A 23332-nucleotide genomic window follows, 5' to 3' on the forward strand; every position below is an offset into this window, starting at 1 on the left:
AACCTCTTTCTATTATTTTTTTAGAAGTGATAGCAACTGGTACTATCACTTCTAAATATTTACTGTTTTACTAAACCACCAAACATATTTTTAAACTTGATTTCACCAAACTCTGAAAGGAACGGATCCGTTTCGTTTAATCCATAAGTGTATTGGTAATTCTCTACAATACTTTGATGGTCCATTTCCCAGTCCTCTTCATACGGAGATATATAAAACAAGTACAACATTGTTATATCCCCCATATACTTTTGTTCAATCGCATAGTATACAAGTATATTGTTTTCTTTCTCGATAATTTCGATTGCTTTTTTTCGTTCTTCGTTGATCCAATAGTTGGCGCCTAGATATGATTTTCCCGAAAAACTAATTTTTCCTTCCTCAATAAATTGTGCAATTGTTGGTTCATGAATACCTAAAATCTTCATTCTTTTTCTTGCTTCCATTTTCATTTTTTCTAAATTCAATTGAATCCCTCGTTTCTGTTTATCTTTATAATTATTATACCATACATTGTATACAATGCATAGTATAATAATGAGGAATATTGACAAATTTTGGTTTTTTATATACTATATTTTGTATAGTATATATAGGAGGGTAATTCAATGAAAGATCTTTCTCGTGAAGAAGTTTTAACTTATTTAAAAAACAATGTGGTAGATAAACAAGGTGCTGCAAAAATTACAGGCCAATCATTAAATGCCTTCACACAATCCGTAAAATTGAATGCAATTAAGCCTTACTTTGAAATTAAACATGTAAACGGTGAACGACCTACTGTACGCTTGTATCACGTAGACGATTTAAAGGAATACGCAAAAAATAAACGAAGATAAAAGAGAACTCCCTTCTTTTATTCTCGTTTATTTTTTTATATAAAATTCTTAGTTTATTTTATGACTATTCACTGAAAAATCGTCTTTCCATTTTTTCATACCTAATTACTTTGTTTAGTGTTTATTTCTATCTCGCTCCAACCGCCACCGCCGCTCGAAAGAAATGCCTTGCTAAAGCAAGGCAAAACAAAAGAAAGAACTAGCCGCTTTGCGTCTAGTTCTTTTAAGTGCATTAAAATTTCGCCTCTTTGGCTCATGCTTTTACGGACGTGTGTCCTCTCAATCGTTTTATGACCGCTCATTGTCGTATGCCCCGGTCAGTCGCTGTTTGTTACAGTATCATAGCCAGTCGAAAAGACAAGGGTATATGAACTCACTCCGTTCGCCCTTGTCTTTTCTTGGTGTCTATGATTCTTTCTCGGCACAGCAACCGACCGAAACATACTGGCGAAAATGAACAATCAAATCTAAAAACGAAAGGAGGATAGTGTCCCACGTCCTAGCATGAGCCAAAGAAGCGAACAGCTTCCCTCCCTCACGCCAGACAAAAATGGTTGCTCGAAAACAAAAATCAAAACCAGAAAGGAAGTAGTAAAATGAACGACCCACAGCTAAAAAATCAGCTAGAGCAGGCACGTAAAGAATATCAGAAGTTAAATAAAGCCATTCTTGAAAATGATACGCCTACATTGTTACTAAACTATGGTTGTCTGAAAAATGCCAATAATCGTTTGAATCAGTTAGCATTCTTTTTAAATCACATTGAATGGAAGGACGTATAAATATGTCAGAAAAAAAGAAAAAATACTGTGTGACAATTGTTGAAACCTTAGAGGTAGCTGTTTCTGTATTTGCTGAAAGCGAAGAACAGGCACATGAATTGGTTTCTAACATGTATTACGACCAAGAAATTATCTTGACAGAAGATAATCACGAAGCAACAGAGTTTATCATTTAAAACAACGAAAGAGGAGAGCTTTTATGGGAACACGAACAGCAATTTTTAAAGAACAAGCAGACGGAACGTATCAAGGCATATATTGTCACTGGGACGGTTATATAGAGGGTGTAGGCGCTGTTTTATATGAACATTACCAAGACCCTGAAAAAATTCAAAAAGTTATCAATCAGAAAAAAGGCCTGTCCTGTTTAGGAGTGAAAGAAAACGTACTTTACGAATACGACAATGTCGGCTGTCGGGAACTAACTTGTTGTGGTTGGCACGAGTTTTGTCTATATGTTCGACCAGAAACAGAAATGTATCTTGCACAATCATTAGAAGAAATAAGAGAACAACAATACCTAACCCTAACTGACCTTGACCGAATTGACGGTTGGACGGAACTCGTTGAAGGGAAAGTAACCTTTACACCTTATCGTGGCTCTGATAACAACGGCTATTTATATGCACAACGTCAGTCTGGAGAGTGGCTAGTAAGCACCATGAATTGCAATGGAGATATGAAAGATTTTGAACCATTATCAAAATATTTCCACGAAAAAAAGACAAAAAAAAGAAACCTTTTGCGACTAACAAAAGATTTCTAAAACGTTATACATGTTTAAACTGTAAAACAAGTATAACGTATCTCATGACCTTTGACAAGTGAATTTGCCCCAACCTCTTATGAATAAGAGGTTGGGCTAACAAAAGAAACGAGGGAACGTTATGGACTTTCAAAATATACAAACTGTAAAAGAATTGACATATGCACTCAAACAATACAATCAAAATCTAGCAACCACTATTTTTGACGATACACAAGGTTATATCAGTGTAGCTTTCAGAAAAGAAAGTATTGAAAGAAACGGAAAAAACTTCCAGTTTTTATGTTTCTATCCTAATTATGAAGTAGCTCTTTATCCAGTCGTGAAATTGCTTTCTTATCTTGAAAAGCTACCAGAACAAGCCACCATTGCGATTAAAGACCCAGACGGCAACTATTCTTCCCTTTATCTAACAATTGACGAAACAATAGACCAAGGGAATAAATACAAGTGGCTAGTAATTAGTGACAAACTTTCTTATGAACGCTTTTTCCTAATAAGTACATTGACTGCACAAGAACAAGCACTTGAAAAAATGCTAAAAGAACTAGAAACCGAGCATGACGACACAGTCGAATATATCCATAATTGGCTATGCAAACAAAACGACGAGTCCCTTTTTCAAGGTATTCTAAAGGAAGATAGAACCATAAAAGGCTCTGTCACTTATTGCATGGGAAAAGCCAAAGAACAAGCAGAAAACCAAACAAGTGCTATGGTGCCAGACGAGGTAGCATTTCGTTGGATAAAGGAATATTTCATGCTTGAAAAACTACCCGAAATGAAAGTCATCGGAAAAGTAATGACGACTACCAAAAAGCAACCGGCAAAAAAAGAAGAGCCTAAACCTCAAAGAAAAGAGGTGGACGAACAAATTAAATTGTTCGAGTTGTAATGAATATGAATCGGGAAATACAAAAACCACTAGCCCCACCCAAAGCATTTTTTGATTGGTGTACGTCACAAATACCCACCTATGAATGGAAAAACAAAAAGGAGACAATTCTTGCGAGTTCTCGCAAGAATTGCCCTACTATCAAAAAGCGATTAACTAAGAGATCGAAGCTCTCTTATCCTACAAAATTTTATTCATTCGGTGTTATCCTTGTCAGTAAAAAGCGAATAGAAATTCAATCCCACTGTTATTGGCAAACAATAAAAGACGGTAAAGAAACGCTTATCTATGAACACTCAAATCTTGAACGTTTTTCAAAGGATACCCACCTTAAAGCCCATTGCCGTAATGGTTACTGGTATGAGGGCTTGTTGTCAAATTATGGTTTTATGAGTAGTACTTATACAAATACAGTATTCTATCCAAACAACTGGCAAGAAAAACTAACCACTATATCCGAATTAAAATACCTACAGTTACCTGAAATAGAACGTCAAGAACTAGCTCATATTTACAAATACCGAAACGAAATTGAGTTTTTACAAAAGATAGGTGCCACAACCCTAGCGAATGAAATCATTTTTGACGACTATCGCAACGTTTTTGGACTGTATTTTCATAAAGCAGATATGAGAGTAATCACAAAGAAATGGTTAAAAGCAAATAAACACAAACTGAAAGCAAACAATCCAACGTTTCAAGAACTCATGTTAGAAAATACGTTAAAAGAACGAAACGCCCCAATGATAGACGGAATAGAAAAGTATTTGCACTATTCGCAAATTAAGCAATTACCGAAAGAGGTGAACTTAACCAAGTTTCAAAAGTGGTTTATACGAAAGGGCGAACGTTTTGACTATTATATGGACTACTTACACATGTTGGAAGAATTAGACACCCCACTCAATGATGACACGGTTCTTTATCCAGAGAATTTACAAGTAGCCCATGATAATGCTGTGAATACGTTGAATCTTCTGAAAAGCGAGATTGAGGAAAAAGAGTACGAAGAAAGGAAAAAGCAAATCAAAGTGTTTGAAGCAGAGATTGACGACTTGCTTTTTCTCACACCTCACTCATTACAAGAGATTGTACAAGAGGGAAGTATTTTACACCACTGTGTGGGAAGTCAACGTTATCTAGAGCAACATAAACAGGGGGCAACAACGATTGTATTTATCCGGAAAAAAGAAGAGCCAAATTTACCTTACTTCACATTAGAGTACCGAAATCAACAGGTTACACAAATACAAGGAAAATGTAACCGTCAGGAAGTACCAGAAAAGATAAAACAAGCAGTCAGACAATGGCAAGAGAATTTACAGCACGCCTTATCATCATAATATAAGACAAGACTGATACTCGCTTTCGGCGAGTATCTTCTTGATTAGAAATCAAGAAAAGAGCGTTTTTTCCAGCGCGCCAAACTCCCACCGCCACCGCCGTTAAGGCGCGCTGGAAAAAAGAAAGGCGTTCGCCTTTCCTATTTTAAAAAAATTACTAGAATCTTCTTCATTGCTCACTGATATCTATTCGTATCCCATACCTAACTGATTTTCTTGTTCTACCAATTGCTCTTTTCTTGAATATTTTGATTTTTCATTTTCTACTTGTTCTATTTCATCTAAAACAATACTTTGTTCTGTGCTTCTTTTTAAATACTCTTGCGTTTCTGGCGATAAGTTTTCAATTTCATCATCACCATAAATTTCGGAGATTGTAATATTTCCTTTCATCAAGTGTTCTGTGAGCGCTTCAGACAGAATGCTTTTTTCATCTTCATAATCAAGTGCTGCATATTTGTAATAAAAAGGGCGTCCATTTACTTTATATTCTGTATATTCCATGTCAAAATCATCAAATGTCAATTCATGACTAATTGTCGCATTCCTAGAAAATTCTTCAATATACGGTCTATCTTTTTCAGGTAAAGGTTGTCTGTAGCTGTTTTCTATAAGTTTATTCATTGCTTTCATACCAAAAACAGGTTGTTCCATCGCATATTCATGTTCAATTTCATACTCATCGTCAATTCCATACTCATCAATAATAGTTGCTAAATAATCAAGTTTTTCTGGTGGAATTGTTATATTTTCCGTTGTTGTCCATTCATTTTCTATGGAATCATACATCAAATGATAGTGAGTTGGTAATCTATGTTCATCTACTATTAGTACATCAATATTCTCAGTTACCATATTTTGCTTTAAAGGACCCGCAACAAGACGACGGTCCCCTAATCCATCATGCGTTTCGTAATCAGAATTGTTTAATAGTTTTTGGATAGCGTCTGTTATTTCTTGCTGTGTCTCTTTATCAAATGTCATCAACCCTCCTACACTTTCTAAAACGTCCAGCATCTTGTCAGCTGAATCTATTTCACCAACTAATTCTAGAACATCATTCATCTCATTGGCATAATAACCATTAATTGCAATTTCATAATTATAGTCTTCAAAGATAAAGCGTTCTGGTGTGTGTTCTTTATATTGTTTTATTAGGTTTTCTTTCAATATTGCATTTATACTTAGTTGCTGATTAAAGAACAATTCCCTCTCTTCAAGTCTAGCTGTTAACTCTTTTCGGAATTTTTCTTCGGCTGTACCAGGAATATCTATAGTTAAATTATAAGCATTATACTCATTATTGCCGTTTGACAAGGAATCCAATTCTATATTTTTTAAAAAGTGATTGTATGCTTGAACTATTTCTTCGTTTTCTTCGACAATATCAATATCGTAGAGATAACTTTCTGGGGTTTCTTCCTCAAAAACGCCTTCTTGATATTCTTCTAAATTGAGCTTTTCAGCTCCCACCTGTAGAGTATTTTCCAACTGTTCAATAATAAAATTCTCCTCCTCTAACTGCTTCAATACCTCAACTTGTTCTTGTGAATAATGATTATCCATCACTGTTAATACTGTACGTGTTTCAGGAACAATCTGAATTAATTCTTCTAACTTTAATGAATGAAAGTCAGGGTGATACCGATCAATAGAACTATCTTTAAAAAAAGCTTCAATAGATCCATGATCAACATCTCTACTGAAACCATCTCCGCCTTCTGAATAGCCACTCCATAAAGTTCCATCTTGAAAAACGTAAATGGCTTGCTCAAGATTTTCTGTCTTTTCGAAACCTTCTTCATAAAAATCTGAGAAGTCAAACCTAGAATTATTTTCTGTCATTTTTCCATCCTCTTTCTTTTTTGAATAAAAAAAGAGAATAACTATTCGTTATCCTCTTATAATTCCTATTTAATTTTTTAGACATTTATACTTTGTTCTAATTCTTGATATGCTTTTTCATTTAAATAACGTTGGACACTTCGCTCACACGATTTTCTCAATTGTCTTAATTGTTTCTTGAATTCATAATCTGATTTTTTATGAGAGACTACAGGCTTCCTGTTGGACACTTTTGTAATTCTCTTTTGACCATTTTTTCCTGTTGCTTTTTCTATTTTATAATTTGCATTCCTCTCTTTTTTGGGAAGCTTGTCTGTTTGCGAAATATCGTAAACATCTTTTGTCTCAAAAACAAATGATCCTGATTCATCTTTTTTAATGGTCACAATTTTTATGGCATTTTCAATTTCATCTTCTCTTATCTGGCGATTGTTTAATTGCCATTGCTTTTCCCCTAAGACATGTGTTGCAGTAGGTATTTGTTGCAAGATTGCACGTTGATTATTTCCTGAAAAACTCTGTAAATTTGAATCTACTTCCTTGTCTTTAGAGGTTTCTATCGAAATATAGTGTGCTTTATTTTTACTTGGAAGAATAATTTTTCTACCTAAAGTCTCATGAGTAAAACTACTTACCGGTTCGGCAAATTGATTACCCTCAACTTCATGTAAGAACATACCTCGAATTTCTTTTTTTGAGGATTCTTTTTCTGCCTTTAATTGATCCACTATCTTTAAGTTTCTGCTATCTTTCGATTCTTCTCTTTCAGTGAAGTAATCATGTAACGTCTTCAATGCCTGATCCATTTTAATTTCTGATTGTTTTACTTTTATTTGTTCCTCTATATTATTAACTTCCTCATGACTCTCTTCTAAAAGTTCATGAGGTAAAACATCATCATAAATCATACTTTCTTCTGCATTTTCTTCTTGTGGCATGGTCATTTCTAATGAATCAAATGGCTCAATTAATCCTTCGCTTTCTATCTCTGTTTCAAAATTAAATTGTTCAAAATCTGACTCATTCATCAAACTAGTGTTCCTTTTAGCAAGAAGTTCCGGATAATTCTTTGCTTCTTGTAAAATCATGTTTCCAATTCGTGAATATAATCCACTTTTTCCGTACAGCTGCTTATCAAGATAAGTTGGTTCGTTCCTTGGATTTCCATACGCTTCTTCGTAATCATCAGAAATTTTTTGTAGACGCGGAAGAATTTCATCCATTGTTTCTTTCCCATCTGTTTCCATAAACAAATCCACTATTTTATCTAGTTCTGGTTTAAATTTATGACGTTCTGCAAAGCCATATTTCCAGAAATACTGATTGCTTGGCAGCTTTTGAAGTAAATCCGTAAATAGTTGCTCATACTTTCCTTGTGTAAACTGTTCTTTGCATGATTCAGCCAACTTTTTTTGGTGCGTGACGTACATTTCTAACATAGACAATTGTTCTTTATTTTGCATCAGTTCATTCACAAATGTTCGCTTTGTCGCTTTAATACTCTTCTGTAAAAATTTTCCTTTAAACTGCCAGCCAGTTTTACTCGGTTCTTTCGGGTGCTTGTAGAAGATCCATTCTCTTGTTGGATTTTTTTCAACATATCCGACATGAACATGAATATTATCCGTATTGTAGTGGACTGCACCTGTCCACTCTCCTTTTAACCCTTCTTTTTTTTCTAATTCAGCAATGGCTAATCTTGTGGCCTGATAAATATGTTGCGTTTTTAATTGATTTGTTTCTGGATCAAGATAGTTATTTTCAATCAACCACTCGTTCCGAAAACTAAAAACTAATTGCCATAAAGGTGATTTATTTTCTTGAGCCATTTCGAAGTATTCTTTCATGTATCGGATAACTTCTTCTGGCGCTTGGTCATAATTATTCGTAAACAAAGCTGACGTTTTTTTCGGGTTTGACATGTAGTCATTATAGGTTGAGAACATCGTCTCATTTGAACCTTCAACTGCCGCAATACTATCCATTGAATTGTCAGGTGAAAAGGCATTGAATTGATCAAAATGTTCGTTCCTGGTCGCTTCACTTCTTTCCATATAGTCAAGATATTCTTTGAACGTATCTGTACCTGGCATAACGAACGCACTCGTAAGAATAATGCCCGCCGTTTTCTTATTCATTTGTTACAACCGACTGGGAATATTTTGCCGAATTCATTGCTTGGATTCTTCGGTTTTCTTGTCGCTCTTGTACTATTTTTTTCGCTTGGGTTACACCAAGTGAGTCCGATTCATTTTTAATTTCTAATTGCATAGTTCTTGCTAATTCGTTGAAGAGAATTGTCGTCAACTCTGTGTGTGTTTCAATGACAGATAATAATTTTTTATTCTGTTTTTGAAGGGTTAAAAGCTCGTCTATATTATTCTCGTTTTTGTTTTCAATGACATCTAGCATATAATCAATTAAGTCACCTAAATGCATATGCTTTTCTGCAGCAATTCGACTCAAACGATCTTTTGTTTTGTCTGTCATGTATATGTTTTTCGGTTTCTTTTTTTCATCCATTTTCTTTCTCCCTTTCAGTTAATTTCGACGCTGGACGAAAGAATTCCCTTACCATTAAATCCATTCCAAGTTGCATTGATTCAACGACATCTTTTGTAAATGCCTGGTAACGTAATTCTGATTCTAATTGGAACTCTTCGTAGGCGATTTTCTGCAGCACATCTCGTAACATTTCATCTCGACTAGCGTAGCCTTTTTCTTTTGCTACTGTTACCAGTCTAGTTGCTATATCTTTATCTACATCTCTTATTTTTATGACTTGTTTTTCTGTCATTTTTCTCTTACCTTTCAGCCATTTTTTAGTCTTTGATCTGCTTATTTTTTATCACTACACGACATTTTTCTTATTTATTCTCTAGTATTCGCTTAATTGCGCTTTGTGTTTCGGAAGAGCATAAGGGGAAATGGGGGTCAGACAAGCTGACCCGCCTTGCAGTGCAAGGCTTTCCCGTGGGACCCAAAAACGAACGCCACTAGCACTTGGCTAGCAGGTAACTTCATGCAAACTAGCACCTTTTTAGCACCATATAGCACGTTTCTAGCACCTAAACTAGCACGTATTTAGCAGTAACTAGCACCGAACTAGCACCCTTTATAGCACATCTCTAGCACCTACTAGCAGTTGTTTAGCACCCCTTAATTTGCCTAATTAGTTGTTGATTGTTCTTTTCTTTCCTTCAACTTTTCAAGCTTCTCATCAAGTAATTTTTCTTCTTTCTTTATCCCACTTTTTGCTTCAATATACTTGTCTTTTTCACGCTCTAATTGAGCAATTTTAGTCTGAGAGTCTTCTTTTTCTTTTCCAACTTTGTAAATCAATTCTTCCGTTTCTTGTTTTACTTTTTCATCTATTCTTACAATTTCCGAATCAATTTTTTCTGTACTTTTTGCTAGCAATTTCTGTTTATCTCTCGTTGATTTTTCCTCAATGACAATCACATCAGCCAAATATTTTACTCTAGGTTTCTCTTTTAAATCATCGTCTGTTTTACTTTTTCTGACATCCCAATAAAAAGAAGTTTGTTGTGATCTATCTGTTTGTTTTTGCTGACTTTGTTCTTCAATTTGTTCTACAGTCGTTGGTGCTTTCTGTGTAGCATTATAGCCAAAGTCAATCCCTATTGTTTTCCAATTTTTAGGAACACCGTGTAATTGAATCAGATAATAATTTTCTGAAATAGGAATGAGTTTTGTTTCTATTGGTTGCTCTTTTTTTACTTCTCCGGCAAATGAAACATATTCTTTATGAACTTGGTCTGAAGACTCTTCAACATGAACAAGGACTTCTGCATAACCAGTTGAATTGTTTATTTTTCGAGAAACAATTTCAGCTTCACTTGACCCTATTTTTGTTTTACTTATTTCTCCAATTCCACTATCCAACAAAGGACTATCATCTTTAAAAAATAACCTTGAATAGTTAAAAAAAACAAACCCAGAAACTGTTAAAAAAAACATAAATAGATATAATTTTGAAGAATATTTGTGCCATCTTTTTTTCCAACGACCACTCTTTTTTTCACCAGATTGTATTCTGTCACGGTATACTTCTACATTCTCTTTCAACTCATTTAATTTATTAAACATTTTTCATCACTCCTGCGTAAAATAACTTTCGGAGAATTCGCGAGGGGCAATTTGTTCTTCAAATTTTTTTATTTTCCAATGATTTTTTTCATCTTTTTCCAAGTTGAATTTATCAATATATTTCACGTCAAATGCTTGCGCGTTCCCATGCTTAGTAGACACAATCAGACAACCAATCATTGTCGCTTTTCCAGTCACCCCATTCAATTTTACATAGTACTGTTCACTAATAGTTTCTTGTTCAATTCGAATACTATTTTTATAATCGTCAACCCATGCCGGACGTAATTTTCCACTAAGTTTTGGTGTTAAAATTTTAGATAATCCTTTCAATTTTTCTTCCGCCGTGTCTGTAGTAATGTCGTAATAACTTTTAGAAAATTGTTCACCTATTGATTTCAAGTTAACGTATTCTTGGTGTGAATAAGAGTGTTTTGGAATAGGGATTTCCTTAGTAGAAGCACCCTCTTTATCTTCTTTAAACACTTTTAATTCTTGTTCTAAATCATTCGTTTTCTTAACATAATTTTGAATGGTTTTGGTTTGTTGAGGAAGGAGTACATTTTTAGCATATACAAATGTTCCACCTATCCCTAATGCTAAACCAAATGCACCCATTATTAAAAGTTGGGTTATAGATTTCATAATCTTCTCCTTTACATTTTTGGTATAAAAAAAATAACCTAAGTAGTTATCTTAGGTTACTTATCTAATTTAGATTTTTGACTGTTGTATCTAAATGAACATACCAATTACTTCAATAACATCGACCCAAGTCAGCAGATCACACTGTTCAATTTTTTCTACATTTCTGTTCATGAAATCAACTGAACGCAGTTGATGGGTAACTATATCTCCTGCTATTTTTTGAGGGTCTTTTATCGCTACATAAGTCGCAAAGCTTCGTCTTGTAGAAGTAATAGGGCAAACTAAACAAAAACCCGTACGCTCGTTAAATTCATCTTTACTCACAACTAGAGCGGGTCTTCGTTTTTTGATTTCTTTACCCTTTGAAGGGTCAAAATCTATCCAAATAATATCCCTTTGCTTTGGGTAATCCATCTAGTATTCTATCCCTTCTAACTTCATTGTATCCCATTCTGTATCTTCTACAGTCACAGAATCTCTAAAGTCTTTCCAATCTGCATCATTTTTAAATATATCTTCTCTTTTAGGTTTTAGAATATACGTATCATCAATTTTAAAAATTGTATACGCATCTCCAACTTCTGGAGAAATACCCTTTGGGAAAATTGCTCCTACAGAATTGCCTATTTTACGTACTACTGTTTCCATGACTATCATCTCCTATACGTATGTTAAACTAAATTTAACACACCCTCAAGCACTCGTCAAATATTACTTATTTTTGCGAACAATACTACGTATTTTTGTTATATCAAATGTCCGATTATACTTTGCTACAACTCGCCCACGCTCTGAATTTTGCTCATAGGTAGTAAATGCTTGTCCACCATTTGATACACCTGAAATCACGCCTGTATGGCCATATATTTGAGGGGTTAATACACCACCTGCGTACCAATTGACGATATCTCCTATCCTTAGATCAGACGGTTTGGGGTCAAAAATTACTGACCAACCGTACGCTGACCAATTGTAATCATCACCAATTCTTTCGGCATAATCAAAGCCACTTCCACGCAGCTGTGGGCCACCCAATTTTTCAACATAATATGCTGTAAGCATGTAACACTCTCCACCATATATTGATTGACCAACAATAGATTCTAATACCTGTATGTTTCCCCCATTTCCTTCATTAATGCCTTGCTGCATGCTTGCAACATACTGATAAACTAGCTCTGCATAAAACATATTTCCGTATGCATAGCGCCAATTTCCTTTAGCGCTTGCAATAGGATTCGTGTAAACTACTTTTGCTCCTCCACTTTGTTCTTTCGCAAATTCTGCTCCTAATTCAAAAGAATAAGGTCTCTGTTTTTGATAAAGCCAGCTTAAAAATCCACCACCATAATTGTAAGCTTGTAATACAGCTTTTCTATCTTGAATGCTATATTGGTTCGCTAAATCAAGACAACTTTTGTAATGAGTGACGCCTTGACGAATCGATTGTTCCGGACTGGTTATCGTATTAGGAGGTAACCCCGCACTTTCACTAGATTGAAATGGATCACCCCCGCGACCACCCGATTCAACCATTATTATCGCTAAAAGATAGGGTACTTCATCAGGAATGTTCATTTCCTTGGCCACTTTTTCCACTGTTGGTTTTAACGCTAAAACTTCCGGAGGAAGATTTATATTCTCATTTGGCAAGGCATTATTTTTTTCCTCTGACTCTGCACCTGCTATCATAAGAATCATTCTTTCCGTTTCTTGAACAACAGCTATAACAGTTAAACAACCAAGTCCCAACACAGAAAGTATGAGAATTATTTTTATTTTTAATGACTTCATACATTCATCTCTTGAACAGCTGATTTTTGTTGCTCAAAAATTGCTTTGGCTTGTTCGTTTTCTTTCTTCTTAATTTCACGACTTTCCAAACGTCCAGTCTTTTTTAATTCCAGGCATTCGTTAAAGTCTCCATTTTCGATTGGTGGTAAATATAAAGACAGCTTTGCTATTTGTTTTAAGTCTTCAGATTGTTTGTATTGGCTGTGAACTGCACGAATCAATTCTTTTCCTGATTTATCATTATTTACAGCCATTACAATCGTTCCTTCGTTAATATTGAGCATGTTTTGCAAGTCTTTGTACGTTTTCCATATAGTTTCTTGTTTTGTTCCTGAGCCAGATAATGACAAGAAAAAGGAGTTATTAGGTAAATTTTCCTTATCTAACTCCCACAGTGATAGTGATTCTATTGGTGCTTCTGTAACGAAAAGGGTAATTGGACTTTTGTAATCCATATTGGCGCCAAAGCAAAAGCCACGGCGGCCATTGCTATTTTCTGCTATTCCTTTAAAATATTTTCGGTCTAGTTTTAATTCTCCTTTTTTGTTTATTTTCATACGCTTTTCTAACGGCTTAGCATATGTTCCTTGAACATCAGCCCCAACATAGGTCCCAAATTTGTTCTTCCCAATGTCTGTGATTTTAAACAAAATATTCCCACGATTGTCTGAAGTAATTGACCCATCTGCAAAACGACCAATCGTTTCGTCCGATAAATGCCTACTACGCAAATAAGCCCACCCTTTTTCATCAAGTAGGCCTGTATCATAATTTCCTGCAACGGATAAATGTTGCAAATTAAACGGTTCTTTTTCTTCTTGCTTTATCCATTTTTGAGTGGTTGTCTTACTAATTTGTTTACTAAATTGATAGTCTAACAGCTGCTGAACAGTATCTTCGTAAGGGTAATTATAATATGCCATGCAAAACTCAATGGCATTATCATACGAGCTAATTCCTTCTGAATACCAATTGACTATGCCATTTTTTACATTTGCTCTCATACTGTCATGATCCACATGTTCTACAAACTTTGAAGAAACTTTCTCAAAAATTTCTCCTTTTTCTTGCATGAACGCTAACATATTTGTCCTTCTAGCAACGTCTAGCTGTTTCTTTGTAAAAACAGGAATTTTTTTTGTATGCATTATTCGTCCACCTTTCTTTTAAGAAATTAAAAAGGAGAATAAAAGATACAAAAAAAAGACACCTACTAATACGAAGTAGAGTCTCTTTGTTTGAAAACTTTCAATGTTCTCTCGTTTTTTGCCAAAAACTACGAGTTGAAATGCTTTTTTTGTCTTTTTTAAATAATTCTTTTTAGGTTTAGATTGTTTTCCCTCTTTATTTTTCATGGTTACAGTCCTCCATCGAAGATTCGTTTCTCTGTTTCTGATAAACCATAGCGGAACTTGATATTTTTTGCTCCTTTAATATTTAACAGAATATCACGTTCCTCAAATCCAATAATGTCTGCTATATCATAATCACTAAGTTGCTTCCCAAATACTTTCTTTAGTAATTCTTCTGAAGATTCGTCTTGTTTAAATAAAAAGCGATACGTCGAAAGTTTAAACAAGTTAACAACAATTTGAGAAATCTCCCCCATTTCTCCATTTTCACTATTATAGTCAGGAAAAGCATCTGCTATGTCATGCATAATATAAGTTTGTCCGATTAATAATTTTCGCCCTTCTCGGTTATAGCGATCTAATTCCTTCAGTAAAACTTTATTCTTTGTCCGTATTGGATTATGGAATTCATCGGAAGTCATATTAGAATAAATTAACTCATCCACTTTTTTCTGTTTACGATCAAATAAATATTTTTCACGTTGGCCAACTCGTACAGCTTCACTAAACGCTGCTGTATATAAGTTATAGTATTGTGCATTATAAGTGGATATATCTGACTTCACGAGATTTTCCATGTTAAACGTTACAAGCTTTTTATTATAAAAATCAAATGTCGATTTCTGGTTAAAAATATTTCCTGAATCTGTGATAAATGATTCTAATTTTGAAATAAAATCATACATGTCTTTCTTTTCAAATTCTTCCGTAGCTTTATTATATTCATTTTTAGCAAATTCAAGGATATCTGAGTAAACTGGATACTGTTCTGGATCATATTGCGTTATTTTGTTGATCTCTAACCCATGGCGTTCCATGTAATCAGCATATCCATTATTAAAGATTTTTTTAGCCGTTGTCATAATTGGACTTTGAAAATCAATATTTTCTGCTAATCCAAAAACTAACCTCATTTTCACTAAATTAGTTTTTAACGACTGCTCTTCCTTCGTTCTTTTTGTTCGAGCATCCACGTCAGAACGATAGATTTGACAAGGATTCAATCGAACTTCTCGACCATCATAAAATTCACCGCCTAGAGCTTCTGTGAGCCGTTTTGTTTCATCACTGACATAAAACCCATAATGGATATTATTATACTCTACAGCTTGTTTTAACTGCTTTTTAGCCGCTGTTGTCTTACCGAACCCTTGGCTTCCTAAAATAATACTGCTATAGGACTTTCTCAAACTATCTTTATGCGTTGTAGATAGGCAAACAACACCTGAACCGTACAACGGATAACCACTATACGGAGCATCGTGATCAATATGGTTGGCATAATTAAACGCATAGCTCCCTGCTAATGCTGTTCCTTTTATTTCCTTCCCTTTTCGTTTGATTAGCTTCGAGCCTTCTTTAAAGCTAACAAACGTCGCTTTAAATTGTCTTTCCTGTTCATCTAAAAAACAAGCTGCTTGGAACTGGTGTTTTCTAAGTTTTCGCATGACTTCTTGTTCACGTTCGTCCAATTTCTCAATAGTAGATTCAGCCAATACATAACGTACATGTATCTCCTTTAATACTTCAACAGATTCAAGGACGTTTTCTACTGTTCTATCTAACTTTTCATACTCTTTGCGTGCTTTCTTTTGAGAAATCCTATCTTTAGAGCTATAAACTCTGTCCTCATATTCTCCTAGGCTCCGATTCAAATTCTGCTCAACAAGTGGATTGGAGGTATCAATTGTATGCGTATCTAAAGTAGTTAATACATTTTTCATACAAAAGACTTGTTCTCCCCAAAAGTTAGGATTGTTTTTAGGACGATAAATGACTAGATTAAGTACTCGAATAAACCCATCAGAAATTTGTAAATCTTTAGAAGAATGAGGTTTAATTCCACCCATTGGTTGAATCGTACCCACAAACAAAGGATCATAGCCTTTTTTTGCTACAATTTTTTGCACCTTCTCGTCTCTTCCAGTGTAATCTGTCCGTTGATAAGGAATTCCTATTGGCAAAGGAGCTAATGGATTGTACCGACGAAATAAAAATTTTATTTTTTGTGTTAGTGTCATCGTATTAATACGAAAATCTGTACTTTGCGCTTGACGAATTTCTCTTTCAACTTCTTTTAATTGCTCTTCATCATCCGCAAATACTTGTAAATAAACCGTATCGATCAATCGTGTATTATCTAAATTTTCAAGGACAGCCAACGTATATTGTTGTTCTTTTTTTACTGTCTCGCTCAACGCACCCATTTTAAAACGGCGTTTTGCATAATCAATATTCTCAGACATATCAATTGGAAAACTTGTAAATATGAATTTTATGTCTGTATAAATAGTTTTTAAAAAGACTAGGAAATCATTCAATGCAGATTGCCGCTGTTCTAAACTTCCTTCTCTTGCTGAAGAATCTTCAATTCGATAAAAATTGGTTACACCTTTTTCTAACGCAATACATTCTTCTGAAATAATTCGACGTTCTGGCATAAAGGCCAGCACCGATTTTTCAACCTTCTGTATTTTCTTCTTTTTTTTCTCTTTTGTCGTAGTATCTACCAACGCTGGTTCTACTTGTACATCCAGTAACTCATCTGTATCTACAATCAAATTCTTTCACTTCCTTTTACTCTACTTTGTCAAGCTTGTAATAGATCAAATCTATCGGAGGAATAATCGAATACTTTAATTGAACAGTCACATTATTTTTTTCTTCAACAATTGGTTCTTCTTCAATTATGTTTCCATAACTACTTACAAACGCCCAGTTTGAGTCTCTACGCACCATTTCTTTTGTAATGGCTAATGGGATTACGTATTGATTCATTTCCTCCATTAGTTCAATACGCTTAGAAAAGTAGTTCTCTTTTACTGGTATTTCTAATGTAGTTAGTTCTGGTTTTAGTACAATCGTTTTTCCTAACCATTCCCAATATTTTTCAATGGAGTATCGCATAATAAAATACAAGATTCCATAAATAATCAGTTTTTGAACCACCGAAACTGGCAAATCTTTAAATCCATGTATATCTTGATAAAACTCCGCAGTGAGGTAATTTGAATTGATTACGATACTTGCAAACAAGCAGGATTTTAGAAATGTACAAATTTTATTTCTATTTACTCTATGAAGAGAAAGATCAAAAATCAATGGAACAACATACACACAGGGCATTATTAACTTTATGAATACAAACACTTGTAAAAGTATTTGTATAAATACAAAGTTACTAACTTCGTTAGATATTGATCCAACTTCGTCGTTAAGTGCAATCACTAGTAAAACTAGTAATAACACTTCCATCGAATACAGCGCATGATATTTAACAAAATATTGTACAGATAAGCCTTGTATTCGCCAGAAATGGTTATCCTTCAGTAAGCCCACACTCTTATTTTTTATTTTTGTTGCATATTCTTTCATTGAATATCCTCCTTAATTGTTTAATGAAAAAGAAAGCAAAGAATATTCTCTGCTTTCTTTACCTTTAAATAACTTACCTTAGTTATATTCTTTCATTTCTTCTTCAATCAATTTGTCTTCTTCTGCTAATTCTTCCTCGGTTAGCATTGCCATAGATAAATCTTCTTCGTCTTGGAATTGTTGTTGTACTAATGGGTGATACGCTTGTCTATTGTTCGTTAAGATTATCCATAATCGTTGATAGTTTCTTAGACTATTCCTAGTAAGAGAACTAGGAGATAACCAGTAAATACCCATAATCATTACAAAGAGAAAAGCAATTGTTCCTAAAGGTCCATATGTTCTTTCCTGTAGCCCTGTAGCTACCTGAAAGAGAATGAAACAACAAACCGCATCTTTTGTTAAAATCTTTCCTACAAACTTTGCTTGGGTAAATATTTCTTCTTGTATCTCATGCATAGGTCTCTATCCTTTCTTATTTTTTGATCTTTTTTCTTTAGGTAGTTGTTGTGACTTCTGCTCTTTTCGTTGCGCTAACCATTCATTTACTTCTTGTCCAAATTCTTTGTTTCTCTTGTATCTATCTACCTGGTTACCAATAGGATTTTTCATGTTCTTTTGATATTTGTTAGTATTTACCATTTGACTAACTTTCTTTTTTAATGGATTTTCTAATGGCTCACTTGAACTATTTGAAGGTGATTCAGTCTCGCTATCAGAATCGGAGTGTTCCATGTTGCTTGATTCACCTGTATATTTAGAATTTTCATCATCATTATCGGCCATTTTCTTATCATTTAGCTGACCCTCATTAGCAGTCGTTGTGTTTTTAGGTGTGTCGTCATTAACATTTTTTTGTTCATCGTAATCACTCATATTTTGATCATTCGTTTCTGTATCCGTATTTTTACTTTCAAAATCCTCTGTTTCTTTGCCATCGTTTGTTCCATTTTCATCAACAGCCGAATCGCTAATATCCTCTCCATTTTTTTCCGGATTATCTAATGAATTTGTATTCTCTGAAGTTTCCTGGTCTGAATCTTCCTCTGATTTACTATTGGCAACATCTTCGTCATTAACTGCTTCATTCGTTTCTTCAGATACATCTTTTGAAGGATCGTTCATTTGAGTGTCATTCGGTTCGTCTTGTGGCGCATTATTTGTATCTTCAGTATTTTTTTCAGATTCATTATCGGTATCAAATTTATTCAAATTCGCATCTTCATCATTTTTTCTCTCGGCGTTTCCAGAAGCTAATCCTGCGACAAAACCTGCGGTTGCTACAGTACCAGAAGTAGCTGCTCCTACAGTCGTTTTCACACTACTACCAATTTGATCTACTGCTTTTTTAGCACCCATGCCCATTACAAAAGAACCAGCGGTTGATAATCCAGCATCAATTCCCAGCGGTTTTTGTATGATCGCAGGGCCATCGTAAATAAACCATGCGCCGCCAACTACTGCAAATAACTGCGCCCAAATGGACGTAGTTGTCGCAAAAACGAAACTGTTGTAATAAATAAAAACATAGTACATTGTAAAAATAGAAATCACCATGACAAATCCACCAACAATTTCCATTAATACCATTTTCGCTCGCTTAGTCTCTCTAAAGCTGAAAAAAACAACAATATTAGCCCACAATTCATTAAAAGCTAACTCTATCCCTAGTCTGCCCACTCTCACCATTGAAATGACCAATGAAAAAGCCAACACCCCTAAAGTAACAATTAAAGGTATCCAGTCTACTTTCCAGCGATAATATTTTGGAGCAAACATTGATTTTATTAACCAACCTAGAACTCCTCCATTCCCTTCATCTAATTCTACTGCTTCTTTACCTTCTTCATTTTGCTTGTTTCTTAACTTGTACTTTAGCACCTCCCCATTTTCAACTTCATCGGGATCTAAAATACGTTCGTTCACGTCAAACCCTGTTACATCTGTTAAATAGTTTTTATTTTCAGGCTTAGTCGTTTTCCACCCACCATCTGCTAAAACAAAAACATCTGTAACATTATTTTTAATCGTTGAAAACCCAATATCTCCTTGTGTGGCGCTTAATTCGCCTTGTGTAGCTTTAACCAACTTCATTCCATCACTCATAATTGTTGGAAGCATTAAAGACATCAGCAACAACATAAGTACATTCATAGGAATATCTCTTGTTTGAGAGGATTTCCCGAACATTAATACTAAACCTATTGTTAGAATCGCAATGCCAACACCAAATGACTTAAAGCTGATTAATGTTTGTAGCAGCCCTCCCTCTCCTTTAAGAGAAGAATCATTATAAAAACCTAAGAAGGTCAACATTTCTGTCATTATGTTTTCTAAATTTTGCACAATCCAGAAGAAAAAACGTACAATACCAAAAAGTATATTCCGTCCTATATCTGCCCCCAAATTCGCTAGTTTGAGGAAATCATCAAATGTAATTAAAATCTTTAGAATCTCATCAGAACTCATTAGAATTCCTCCATTCTTTTAGTTGTTGTACAACCATATTTACCGCCCCCTGACCGAAACTTGATAGAATACAACTAATATAAGAACGAACATTGCCAGTTTTCGATACTCTTTCCAGTTCTGCAAATGATTGAGGTTCCTTTTCTCCAGTCATTTGAATCAAAGCTATCAGTCTTTTTTGTTGCTCGACTGAGAACACATTGATTACTAAATGTTCTAATTTATCTCCATACATATCTTCAAGAAACTTCGCCTCTTTTGCATATTTTTCTGTTGAAAAAACTGATTTCACTTCTTTTTTTGCAATCTGTTCTATTGGTGTAATGCTATTGCTGTCTTTTCTTCGTTCTGGCTTCTTATACGTCGGTATTTGCGGAATCACTTGTTTTTGTTGGTCAATTATTTTCCCTGGTTGTAGTTTCCAGTTTAAATCCTCTAGTTCTATTTCCATGAATTGATTGTTTACTGGTATTTCTTCCCAAGAAACCTTATCTAATTTTCGGAATTTATAAAAAGGAATCAAATTTGTATCATTTTCGTACGTATTGTAAATAGGATACTGATAAATAGGGTTTCCTTCCAAATCTCTGTGTTTATTAATACGTAAAATAACGGATTCTCCTTCACGTAGTCGTTCTAATTCAAAAGAAGCAAGTAAATCAATTCTTTCCGTACTTTCTGTTTCCGTCGACTTAATTGATAATGGATCTTTATGTCTTGTTTTTGAATAATTCGAACGATCTCCTAGACGTCCAGAAATATATTTATTAGTGGACTCTGAACCCGTCCTTATATAAGCTAAGTTTCCTGTATTGCCTAAGATAATATCTTTTGTATCTTCATCATAGAGAGAAGATAATTGTTGAATATCCTGCAAGACCAAATGTGAAAACAAACGTCGACTTAATCCAGCGGTCCATTTACGTGCTAAATCAGAAATAGCAACTCCTAAGTTTCCACCTTCTTCATAGATAAAATGGACATCACGATAACACTGAGAATCGTCTTCTAAATTACAACGATTCAACAATACTTGATAAATTTGTTCTAAATACATCACACCTAATTGATTATTAGACGTATCCGCGTCACTTAGCATTACAAAGACAGCGGTTGGTTGTTCTCTATCAAACCCGACTAGTTCCATGTCAAAACCATCATCAATTGCTGTCATTTTTGCATTTAACGTCATTAAGAATGGTTCTAAATCTCCATCAAAATGCGTAATAATATTTCCCAACGTCACATGAGCGGGTGCTGAAGCAAAAATGGCGTCATAATGACGTTTTGCCGGGTGCGTTCGTGGTAATTCGCCGAAAAATACGTCTAATTCGCTTTTATTTTCATATTCAGCTAGCAACCGCTGTAACTCATTTTCATCATTTGAGTATTTCTTTAAAAATTCATGCGAATTCTCTTTAATCCTCCGTCTCTGCATGTCGTTTACAACATTATAAATAGTGTAAGGATTCACTTTACTTGTTTCATTCTCTTCGTATTCCTGATCAGCTAAAGCAAGACCCACACTCATAAACAAACTTCGACACGCCTTCGTCCAAAACCCGCCGTCTTTACCTTCGTTCACTTCACGAAAATAAGAAAATGCTACCTGTTTAATAATTTTTTCTGCATTGGATAATTGTTGCTCTGCTTTAATACTTACATTTAATCCTTCGCTAGCTTTTCCTTTTTCTTTTAAACCCACACTCTCTTTTTTTAAACGCTTATAGTGCCGATAGTAATTATTAAACACAGCTAATGCTGGGATTGGGTCTGAATAATAAGGATTGACTACGTTAGCAATTCTTATACGATACCCACGTCGTTTTAGCGTGTTGTACCATTTTCTAGGTTCATCACCTTTTGTAGCCGTCATAACAAAAGAAGCACGATTAGCAATCAATCGTGCGCGTGTGAGTATATCAATAAATGTGTCTACAAAATAGATTCCTTTCCCTTGACGAGTTCCTGCTAACGTAATGGTATTGGAATCGGTAGTATCTACATAGAGAGAAAATGTGCCTTCTGCTTTTTGTTTCATGGTCTTAGGTTTTCTGCCTACTGGATATCCTGGTTTTCCATCATAAAAATCCTCCGTTTTAGTAAAAGGGTGTACTTCTACGGTTGGATATTGTTTGTCCATTCCTTCTGTGCTTTCAAAATCCATTGTTCCTTGCACATGTTCTTCCTCCAATGATCGAAAAGACGTATACATTCGATAAGCGATTATGCTTGTTGATAGTATGCTTGCTATGAACAAAAGAATATAAGCAAACAAGTACTCAGACAACGGATAATAGAAAAGGGTCTCTTTAAATTCTACCCACTGGATAGAAAAAAGATTACTTTTTAAAAGAGAAAATATATTTTGTAATAACCAATTGCCTACGATTATTTCTGTTAAAAAAAGAAAAATCATGGCAGGGATTAAAAAACGCTTATCTGCTAAAAAACGTAGGTTGTTTTGCTTTGCTTTTTCATAATTTTTCTTTTTAAACTTTCCTTTTTCTTTTTTCTTCATTACTTGATTGATTCCCTCCAATCAAAAAAAGAACGCTGTTTTCCTAGCGTTCTCCTCTTTTTATTTAATCACCTATTAAAGTCTCTCTAATTCGGTGTACTAAATCATACTTTTTCCACTTAGTTAATCTCTTCTCAATTACTTGTTTTTGTTTCTCTAATTTCTCTATGTCTTTCTCGATGCTCTTTTGTTGTTTTTCCTTGAGAGCAACATTTTTTTGATATGTTTCGTTGAGTTTAGGTACATTTTCTAGCACATCCTTTAACGGATATGCAATAGTTCTGACTTCTTTATCTTGAAAAACAACAGTAAGCTCTAAAAATTTCCTCTCTTTTTTCTCAACTGATAGAATATCTTTTACTAAGGGGAAATCCTTTTGTATGAAGGGGGATAACTCTTGTTCATATGCTAAAATTTCTTCGTCTGTTAAATTATCTTTTGATTGAATCACTGGTAGTAATAGTCTTTTTACTTTTATTTGAGTTTCTATAGGATATAAGTGGGATTCCTGGGAAACAGTACCAATAAAAGTCATTACTCCGGCCAGCAATAGAAATATCAACGACATTGCAAATATTTTTAACCGATCCATA

General features: G+C 34.5%; 24 protein-coding genes. 6 read left to right on the forward strand and 18 right to left on the reverse strand.

The features are described 5' to 3' along the window. Nucleotides 1–59: 59 nt before the first annotated feature. On the reverse strand, nucleotides 60–554 hold the full coding sequence (locus AB1I62_RS00760) for a hypothetical protein (RefSeq protein ID WP_002398975.1): 495 nt from the start codon (nucleotides 552–554) through the stop codon (nucleotides 60–62). A gap of 54 nt (nucleotides 555–608) precedes the next feature. Between AB1I62_RS00760 and AB1I62_RS00765 the strand changes: the two genes are divergently transcribed. The 6 genes from AB1I62_RS00765 (at nucleotide 609) to AB1I62_RS00790 (ending at nucleotide 4625) form a co-directional block, all read left to right on the forward strand. Next, nucleotides 609–839, forward strand: coding sequence for a hypothetical protein (locus tag AB1I62_RS00765; protein WP_367018767.1), 231 nt, complete (start codon nucleotides 609–611; stop codon nucleotides 837–839). Nucleotides 840–1435: 596 nt separating this feature from the next. Beyond that, nucleotides 1436–1621, forward strand: a complete 186-nt coding sequence (locus AB1I62_RS00770) for a hypothetical protein (RefSeq protein ID WP_002360847.1) — start codon at nucleotides 1436–1438, stop codon at nucleotides 1619–1621. Next, nucleotides 1606–1797 carry a DpnD/PcfM family protein gene (locus tag AB1I62_RS00775; protein ID WP_002386503.1) on the forward strand — a complete coding sequence of 64 codons (192 nt, stop codon included), beginning with the start codon at nucleotides 1606–1608 and terminating at the stop codon, nucleotides 1795–1797. Before AB1I62_RS00770 ends, AB1I62_RS00775 begins: the two co-directional genes overlap by 16 nt. Nucleotides 1798–1820: 23 nt before the next feature. After that, nucleotides 1821–2387 carry a hypothetical protein gene (locus AB1I62_RS00780; RefSeq protein ID WP_367018848.1) on the forward strand — a complete coding sequence of 189 codons (567 nt, stop codon included), beginning with the start codon at nucleotides 1821–1823 and terminating at the stop codon, nucleotides 2385–2387. 121 nt (nucleotides 2388–2508) lie between these two features. Next, nucleotides 2509–3282, forward strand: coding sequence for a Cas9 inhibitor AcrIIA9 family protein (locus AB1I62_RS00785; RefSeq protein ID WP_367018850.1), 774 nt, complete (start codon nucleotides 2509–2511; stop codon nucleotides 3280–3282). After that, the gene (locus AB1I62_RS00790) at nucleotides 3282–4625 is read left to right on the forward strand and encodes a PcfJ domain-containing protein (RefSeq protein ID WP_367018852.1); all 1344 of its coding nucleotides are present in this window, start codon (nucleotides 3282–3284) and stop codon (nucleotides 4623–4625) included. The genes AB1I62_RS00785 and AB1I62_RS00790 overlap by 1 nt, the downstream gene beginning before the upstream one ends. 186 nt (nucleotides 4626–4811) lie before the next feature. On the opposite strand, the gene AB1I62_RS00795 is transcribed toward AB1I62_RS00790, so the two are convergent. The 17 genes from AB1I62_RS00795 to AB1I62_RS00875 form a co-directional block, all read right to left on the reverse strand. Continuing rightward, a complete protein-coding gene (locus AB1I62_RS00795) occupies nucleotides 4812–6470 on the reverse strand; it encodes a hypothetical protein (RefSeq protein WP_367018853.1) in 1659 nt (552 codons plus the stop codon). A gap of 77 nt (nucleotides 6471–6547) precedes the next feature. Beyond that, complete coding sequence (gene mobP2, locus AB1I62_RS00800) at nucleotides 6548–8608, reverse strand: MobP2 family relaxase (protein WP_367018855.1); 2061 nt, start codon at nucleotides 8606–8608, stop codon at nucleotides 6548–6550. After that, nucleotides 8601–8993 (reverse strand): hypothetical protein, encoded by a 393-nt coding sequence (locus AB1I62_RS00805; RefSeq protein WP_367018857.1) that lies wholly within the window; start codon nucleotides 8991–8993, stop codon nucleotides 8601–8603. Before AB1I62_RS00805 ends, mobP2 begins: the two co-directional genes overlap by 8 nt. Then, entirely contained in the window at nucleotides 8986–9267 is a 282-nt protein-coding gene (locus AB1I62_RS00810) for a hypothetical protein (protein WP_002369721.1), read from the reverse strand. Before AB1I62_RS00810 ends, AB1I62_RS00805 begins: the two co-directional genes overlap by 8 nt. Before the next feature lie 371 nt (nucleotides 9268–9638). Next, entirely contained in the window at nucleotides 9639–10580 is a 942-nt protein-coding gene (locus AB1I62_RS00815) for a hypothetical protein (protein WP_367018859.1), read from the reverse strand. A gap of 6 nt (nucleotides 10581–10586) precedes the next feature. Continuing rightward, nucleotides 10587–11225, reverse strand: a complete 639-nt coding sequence (locus AB1I62_RS00820; RefSeq protein ID WP_367018860.1) for a hypothetical protein — start codon at nucleotides 11223–11225, stop codon at nucleotides 10587–10589. Between the two features lie 90 nt (nucleotides 11226–11315). After that, the gene (locus AB1I62_RS00825; protein ID WP_002360827.1) at nucleotides 11316–11642 is read right to left on the reverse strand and encodes a type II toxin-antitoxin system PemK/MazF family toxin; all 327 of its coding nucleotides are present in this window, start codon (nucleotides 11640–11642) and stop codon (nucleotides 11316–11318) included. Beyond that, nucleotides 11643–11876, reverse strand: coding sequence for an antitoxin MazE (locus AB1I62_RS00830; RefSeq protein WP_367018862.1), 234 nt, complete (start codon nucleotides 11874–11876; stop codon nucleotides 11643–11645). It lies immediately after the preceding gene. A 63-nt stretch (nucleotides 11877–11939) separates the two neighbouring features. Continuing rightward, nucleotides 11940–13022 carry a lysozyme family protein gene (locus AB1I62_RS00835; RefSeq protein ID WP_367018864.1) on the reverse strand — a complete coding sequence of 361 codons (1083 nt, stop codon included), beginning with the start codon at nucleotides 13020–13022 and terminating at the stop codon, nucleotides 11940–11942. Further along, nucleotides 13019–14170, reverse strand: a complete 1152-nt coding sequence (locus AB1I62_RS00840; protein ID WP_367018866.1) for a toprim domain-containing protein — start codon at nucleotides 14168–14170, stop codon at nucleotides 13019–13021. The genes AB1I62_RS00835 and AB1I62_RS00840 overlap by 4 nt, the downstream gene beginning before the upstream one ends. A gap of 18 nt (nucleotides 14171–14188) precedes the next feature. Further along, a complete protein-coding gene (locus AB1I62_RS00845) occupies nucleotides 14189–14377 on the reverse strand; it encodes a hypothetical protein (protein WP_002360822.1) in 189 nt (62 codons plus the stop codon). Nucleotides 14378–14379: 2 nt separating this feature from the next. Beyond that, complete coding sequence (locus tag AB1I62_RS00850) at nucleotides 14380–16935, reverse strand: trse protein (protein ID WP_367018868.1); 2556 nt, start codon at nucleotides 16933–16935, stop codon at nucleotides 14380–14382. Nucleotides 16936–16951: 16 nt separating this feature from the next. Then, nucleotides 16952–17749 (reverse strand): hypothetical protein, encoded by a 798-nt coding sequence (locus AB1I62_RS00855; protein WP_367018869.1) that lies wholly within the window; start codon nucleotides 17747–17749, stop codon nucleotides 16952–16954. Nucleotides 17750–17827: 78 nt separating this feature from the next. Then, nucleotides 17828–18208, reverse strand: a complete 381-nt coding sequence (locus tag AB1I62_RS00860) for a hypothetical protein (protein WP_367018870.1) — start codon at nucleotides 18206–18208, stop codon at nucleotides 17828–17830. A 6-nt stretch (nucleotides 18209–18214) separates the two neighbouring features. After that, a complete protein-coding gene (locus tag AB1I62_RS00865; protein WP_367018871.1) occupies nucleotides 18215–20218 on the reverse strand; it encodes a pLS20_p028 family conjugation system transmembrane protein in 2004 nt (667 codons plus the stop codon). Next, nucleotides 20208–22739 (reverse strand): type IV secretory system conjugative DNA transfer family protein, encoded by a 2532-nt coding sequence (locus tag AB1I62_RS00870; protein WP_029682333.1) that lies wholly within the window; start codon nucleotides 22737–22739, stop codon nucleotides 20208–20210. Before AB1I62_RS00870 ends, AB1I62_RS00865 begins: the two co-directional genes overlap by 11 nt. A gap of 64 nt (nucleotides 22740–22803) precedes the next feature. After that, complete coding sequence (locus AB1I62_RS00875; RefSeq protein ID WP_367018874.1) at nucleotides 22804–23331, reverse strand: hypothetical protein; 528 nt, start codon at nucleotides 23329–23331, stop codon at nucleotides 22804–22806. Nucleotide 23332: the final 1 nt, after the last annotated feature.

The sequence above is a fragment of the Enterococcus sp. AN402 genome (assembly GCF_040719405.1).
Lineage (GTDB): Bacteria > Bacillota > Bacilli > Lactobacillales > Enterococcaceae > Enterococcus > Enterococcus faecalis.

Excerpts from the sequence above, each read along its gene's own strand:
- AB1I62_RS00765 (WP_367018767.1), top strand. The coding sequence starts at position 609 with ATGAAAGATCTTTCTCGTGAAGAAGTTTTAACTTATTTAAAAAACAAT.
- AB1I62_RS00770 (WP_002360847.1), top strand. The coding sequence starts at position 1,436 with ATGAACGACCCACAGCTAAAAAATCAGCTAGAGCAGGCACGTAAAGAA.
- AB1I62_RS00775 (WP_002386503.1), top strand. The coding sequence starts at position 1,606 with ATGGAAGGACGTATAAATATGTCAGAAAAAAAGAAAAAATACTGTGTG.
- AB1I62_RS00780 (WP_367018848.1), top strand. The coding sequence starts at position 1,821 with ATGGGAACACGAACAGCAATTTTTAAAGAACAAGCAGACGGAACGTAT.
- AB1I62_RS00785 (WP_367018850.1), top strand. The coding sequence starts at position 2,509 with ATGGACTTTCAAAATATACAAACTGTAAAAGAATTGACATATGCACTC.
- AB1I62_RS00790 (WP_367018852.1), top strand. The coding sequence starts at position 3,282 with ATGAATATGAATCGGGAAATACAAAAACCACTAGCCCCACCCAAAGCA.
- AB1I62_RS00795 (WP_367018853.1), bottom strand. The coding sequence starts at position 6,470 with ATGACAGAAAATAATTCTAGGTTTGACTTCTCAGATTTTTATGAAGAA.
- mobP2 (WP_367018855.1), bottom strand. The coding sequence starts at position 8,608 with ATGAATAAGAAAACGGCGGGCATTATTCTTACGAGTGCGTTCGTTATG.
- AB1I62_RS00805 (WP_367018857.1), bottom strand. The coding sequence starts at position 8,993 with ATGGATGAAAAAAAGAAACCGAAAAACATATACATGACAGACAAAACA.
- AB1I62_RS00810 (WP_002369721.1), bottom strand. The coding sequence starts at position 9,267 with ATGACAGAAAAACAAGTCATAAAAATAAGAGATGTAGATAAAGATATA.
- AB1I62_RS00815 (WP_367018859.1), bottom strand. The coding sequence starts at position 10,580 with ATGTTTAATAAATTAAATGAGTTGAAAGAGAATGTAGAAGTATACCGT.
- AB1I62_RS00820 (WP_367018860.1), bottom strand. The coding sequence starts at position 11,225 with ATGAAATCTATAACCCAACTTTTAATAATGGGTGCATTTGGTTTAGCA.
- AB1I62_RS00825 (WP_002360827.1), bottom strand. The coding sequence starts at position 11,642 with ATGGATTACCCAAAGCAAAGGGATATTATTTGGATAGATTTTGACCCT.
- AB1I62_RS00830 (WP_367018862.1), bottom strand. The coding sequence starts at position 11,876 with ATGGAAACAGTAGTACGTAAAATAGGCAATTCTGTAGGAGCAATTTTC.
- AB1I62_RS00835 (WP_367018864.1), bottom strand. The coding sequence starts at position 13,022 with ATGAAGTCATTAAAAATAAAAATAATTCTCATACTTTCTGTGTTGGGA.
- AB1I62_RS00840 (WP_367018866.1), bottom strand. The coding sequence starts at position 14,170 with ATGCATACAAAAAAAATTCCTGTTTTTACAAAGAAACAGCTAGACGTT.
- AB1I62_RS00845 (WP_002360822.1), bottom strand. The coding sequence starts at position 14,377 with ATGAAAAATAAAGAGGGAAAACAATCTAAACCTAAAAAGAATTATTTA.
- AB1I62_RS00855 (WP_367018869.1), bottom strand. The coding sequence starts at position 17,749 with ATGAAAGAATATGCAACAAAAATAAAAAATAAGAGTGTGGGCTTACTG.
- AB1I62_RS00860 (WP_367018870.1), bottom strand. The coding sequence starts at position 18,208 with ATGCATGAGATACAAGAAGAAATATTTACCCAAGCAAAGTTTGTAGGA.
- AB1I62_RS00865 (WP_367018871.1), bottom strand. The coding sequence starts at position 20,218 with ATGAGTTCTGATGAGATTCTAAAGATTTTAATTACATTTGATGATTTC.
- AB1I62_RS00870 (WP_029682333.1), bottom strand. The coding sequence starts at position 22,739 with ATGAAGAAAAAAGAAAAAGGAAAGTTTAAAAAGAAAAATTATGAAAAA.
- AB1I62_RS00875 (WP_367018874.1), bottom strand. The coding sequence starts at position 23,331 with ATGGATCGGTTAAAAATATTTGCAATGTCGTTGATATTTCTATTGCTG.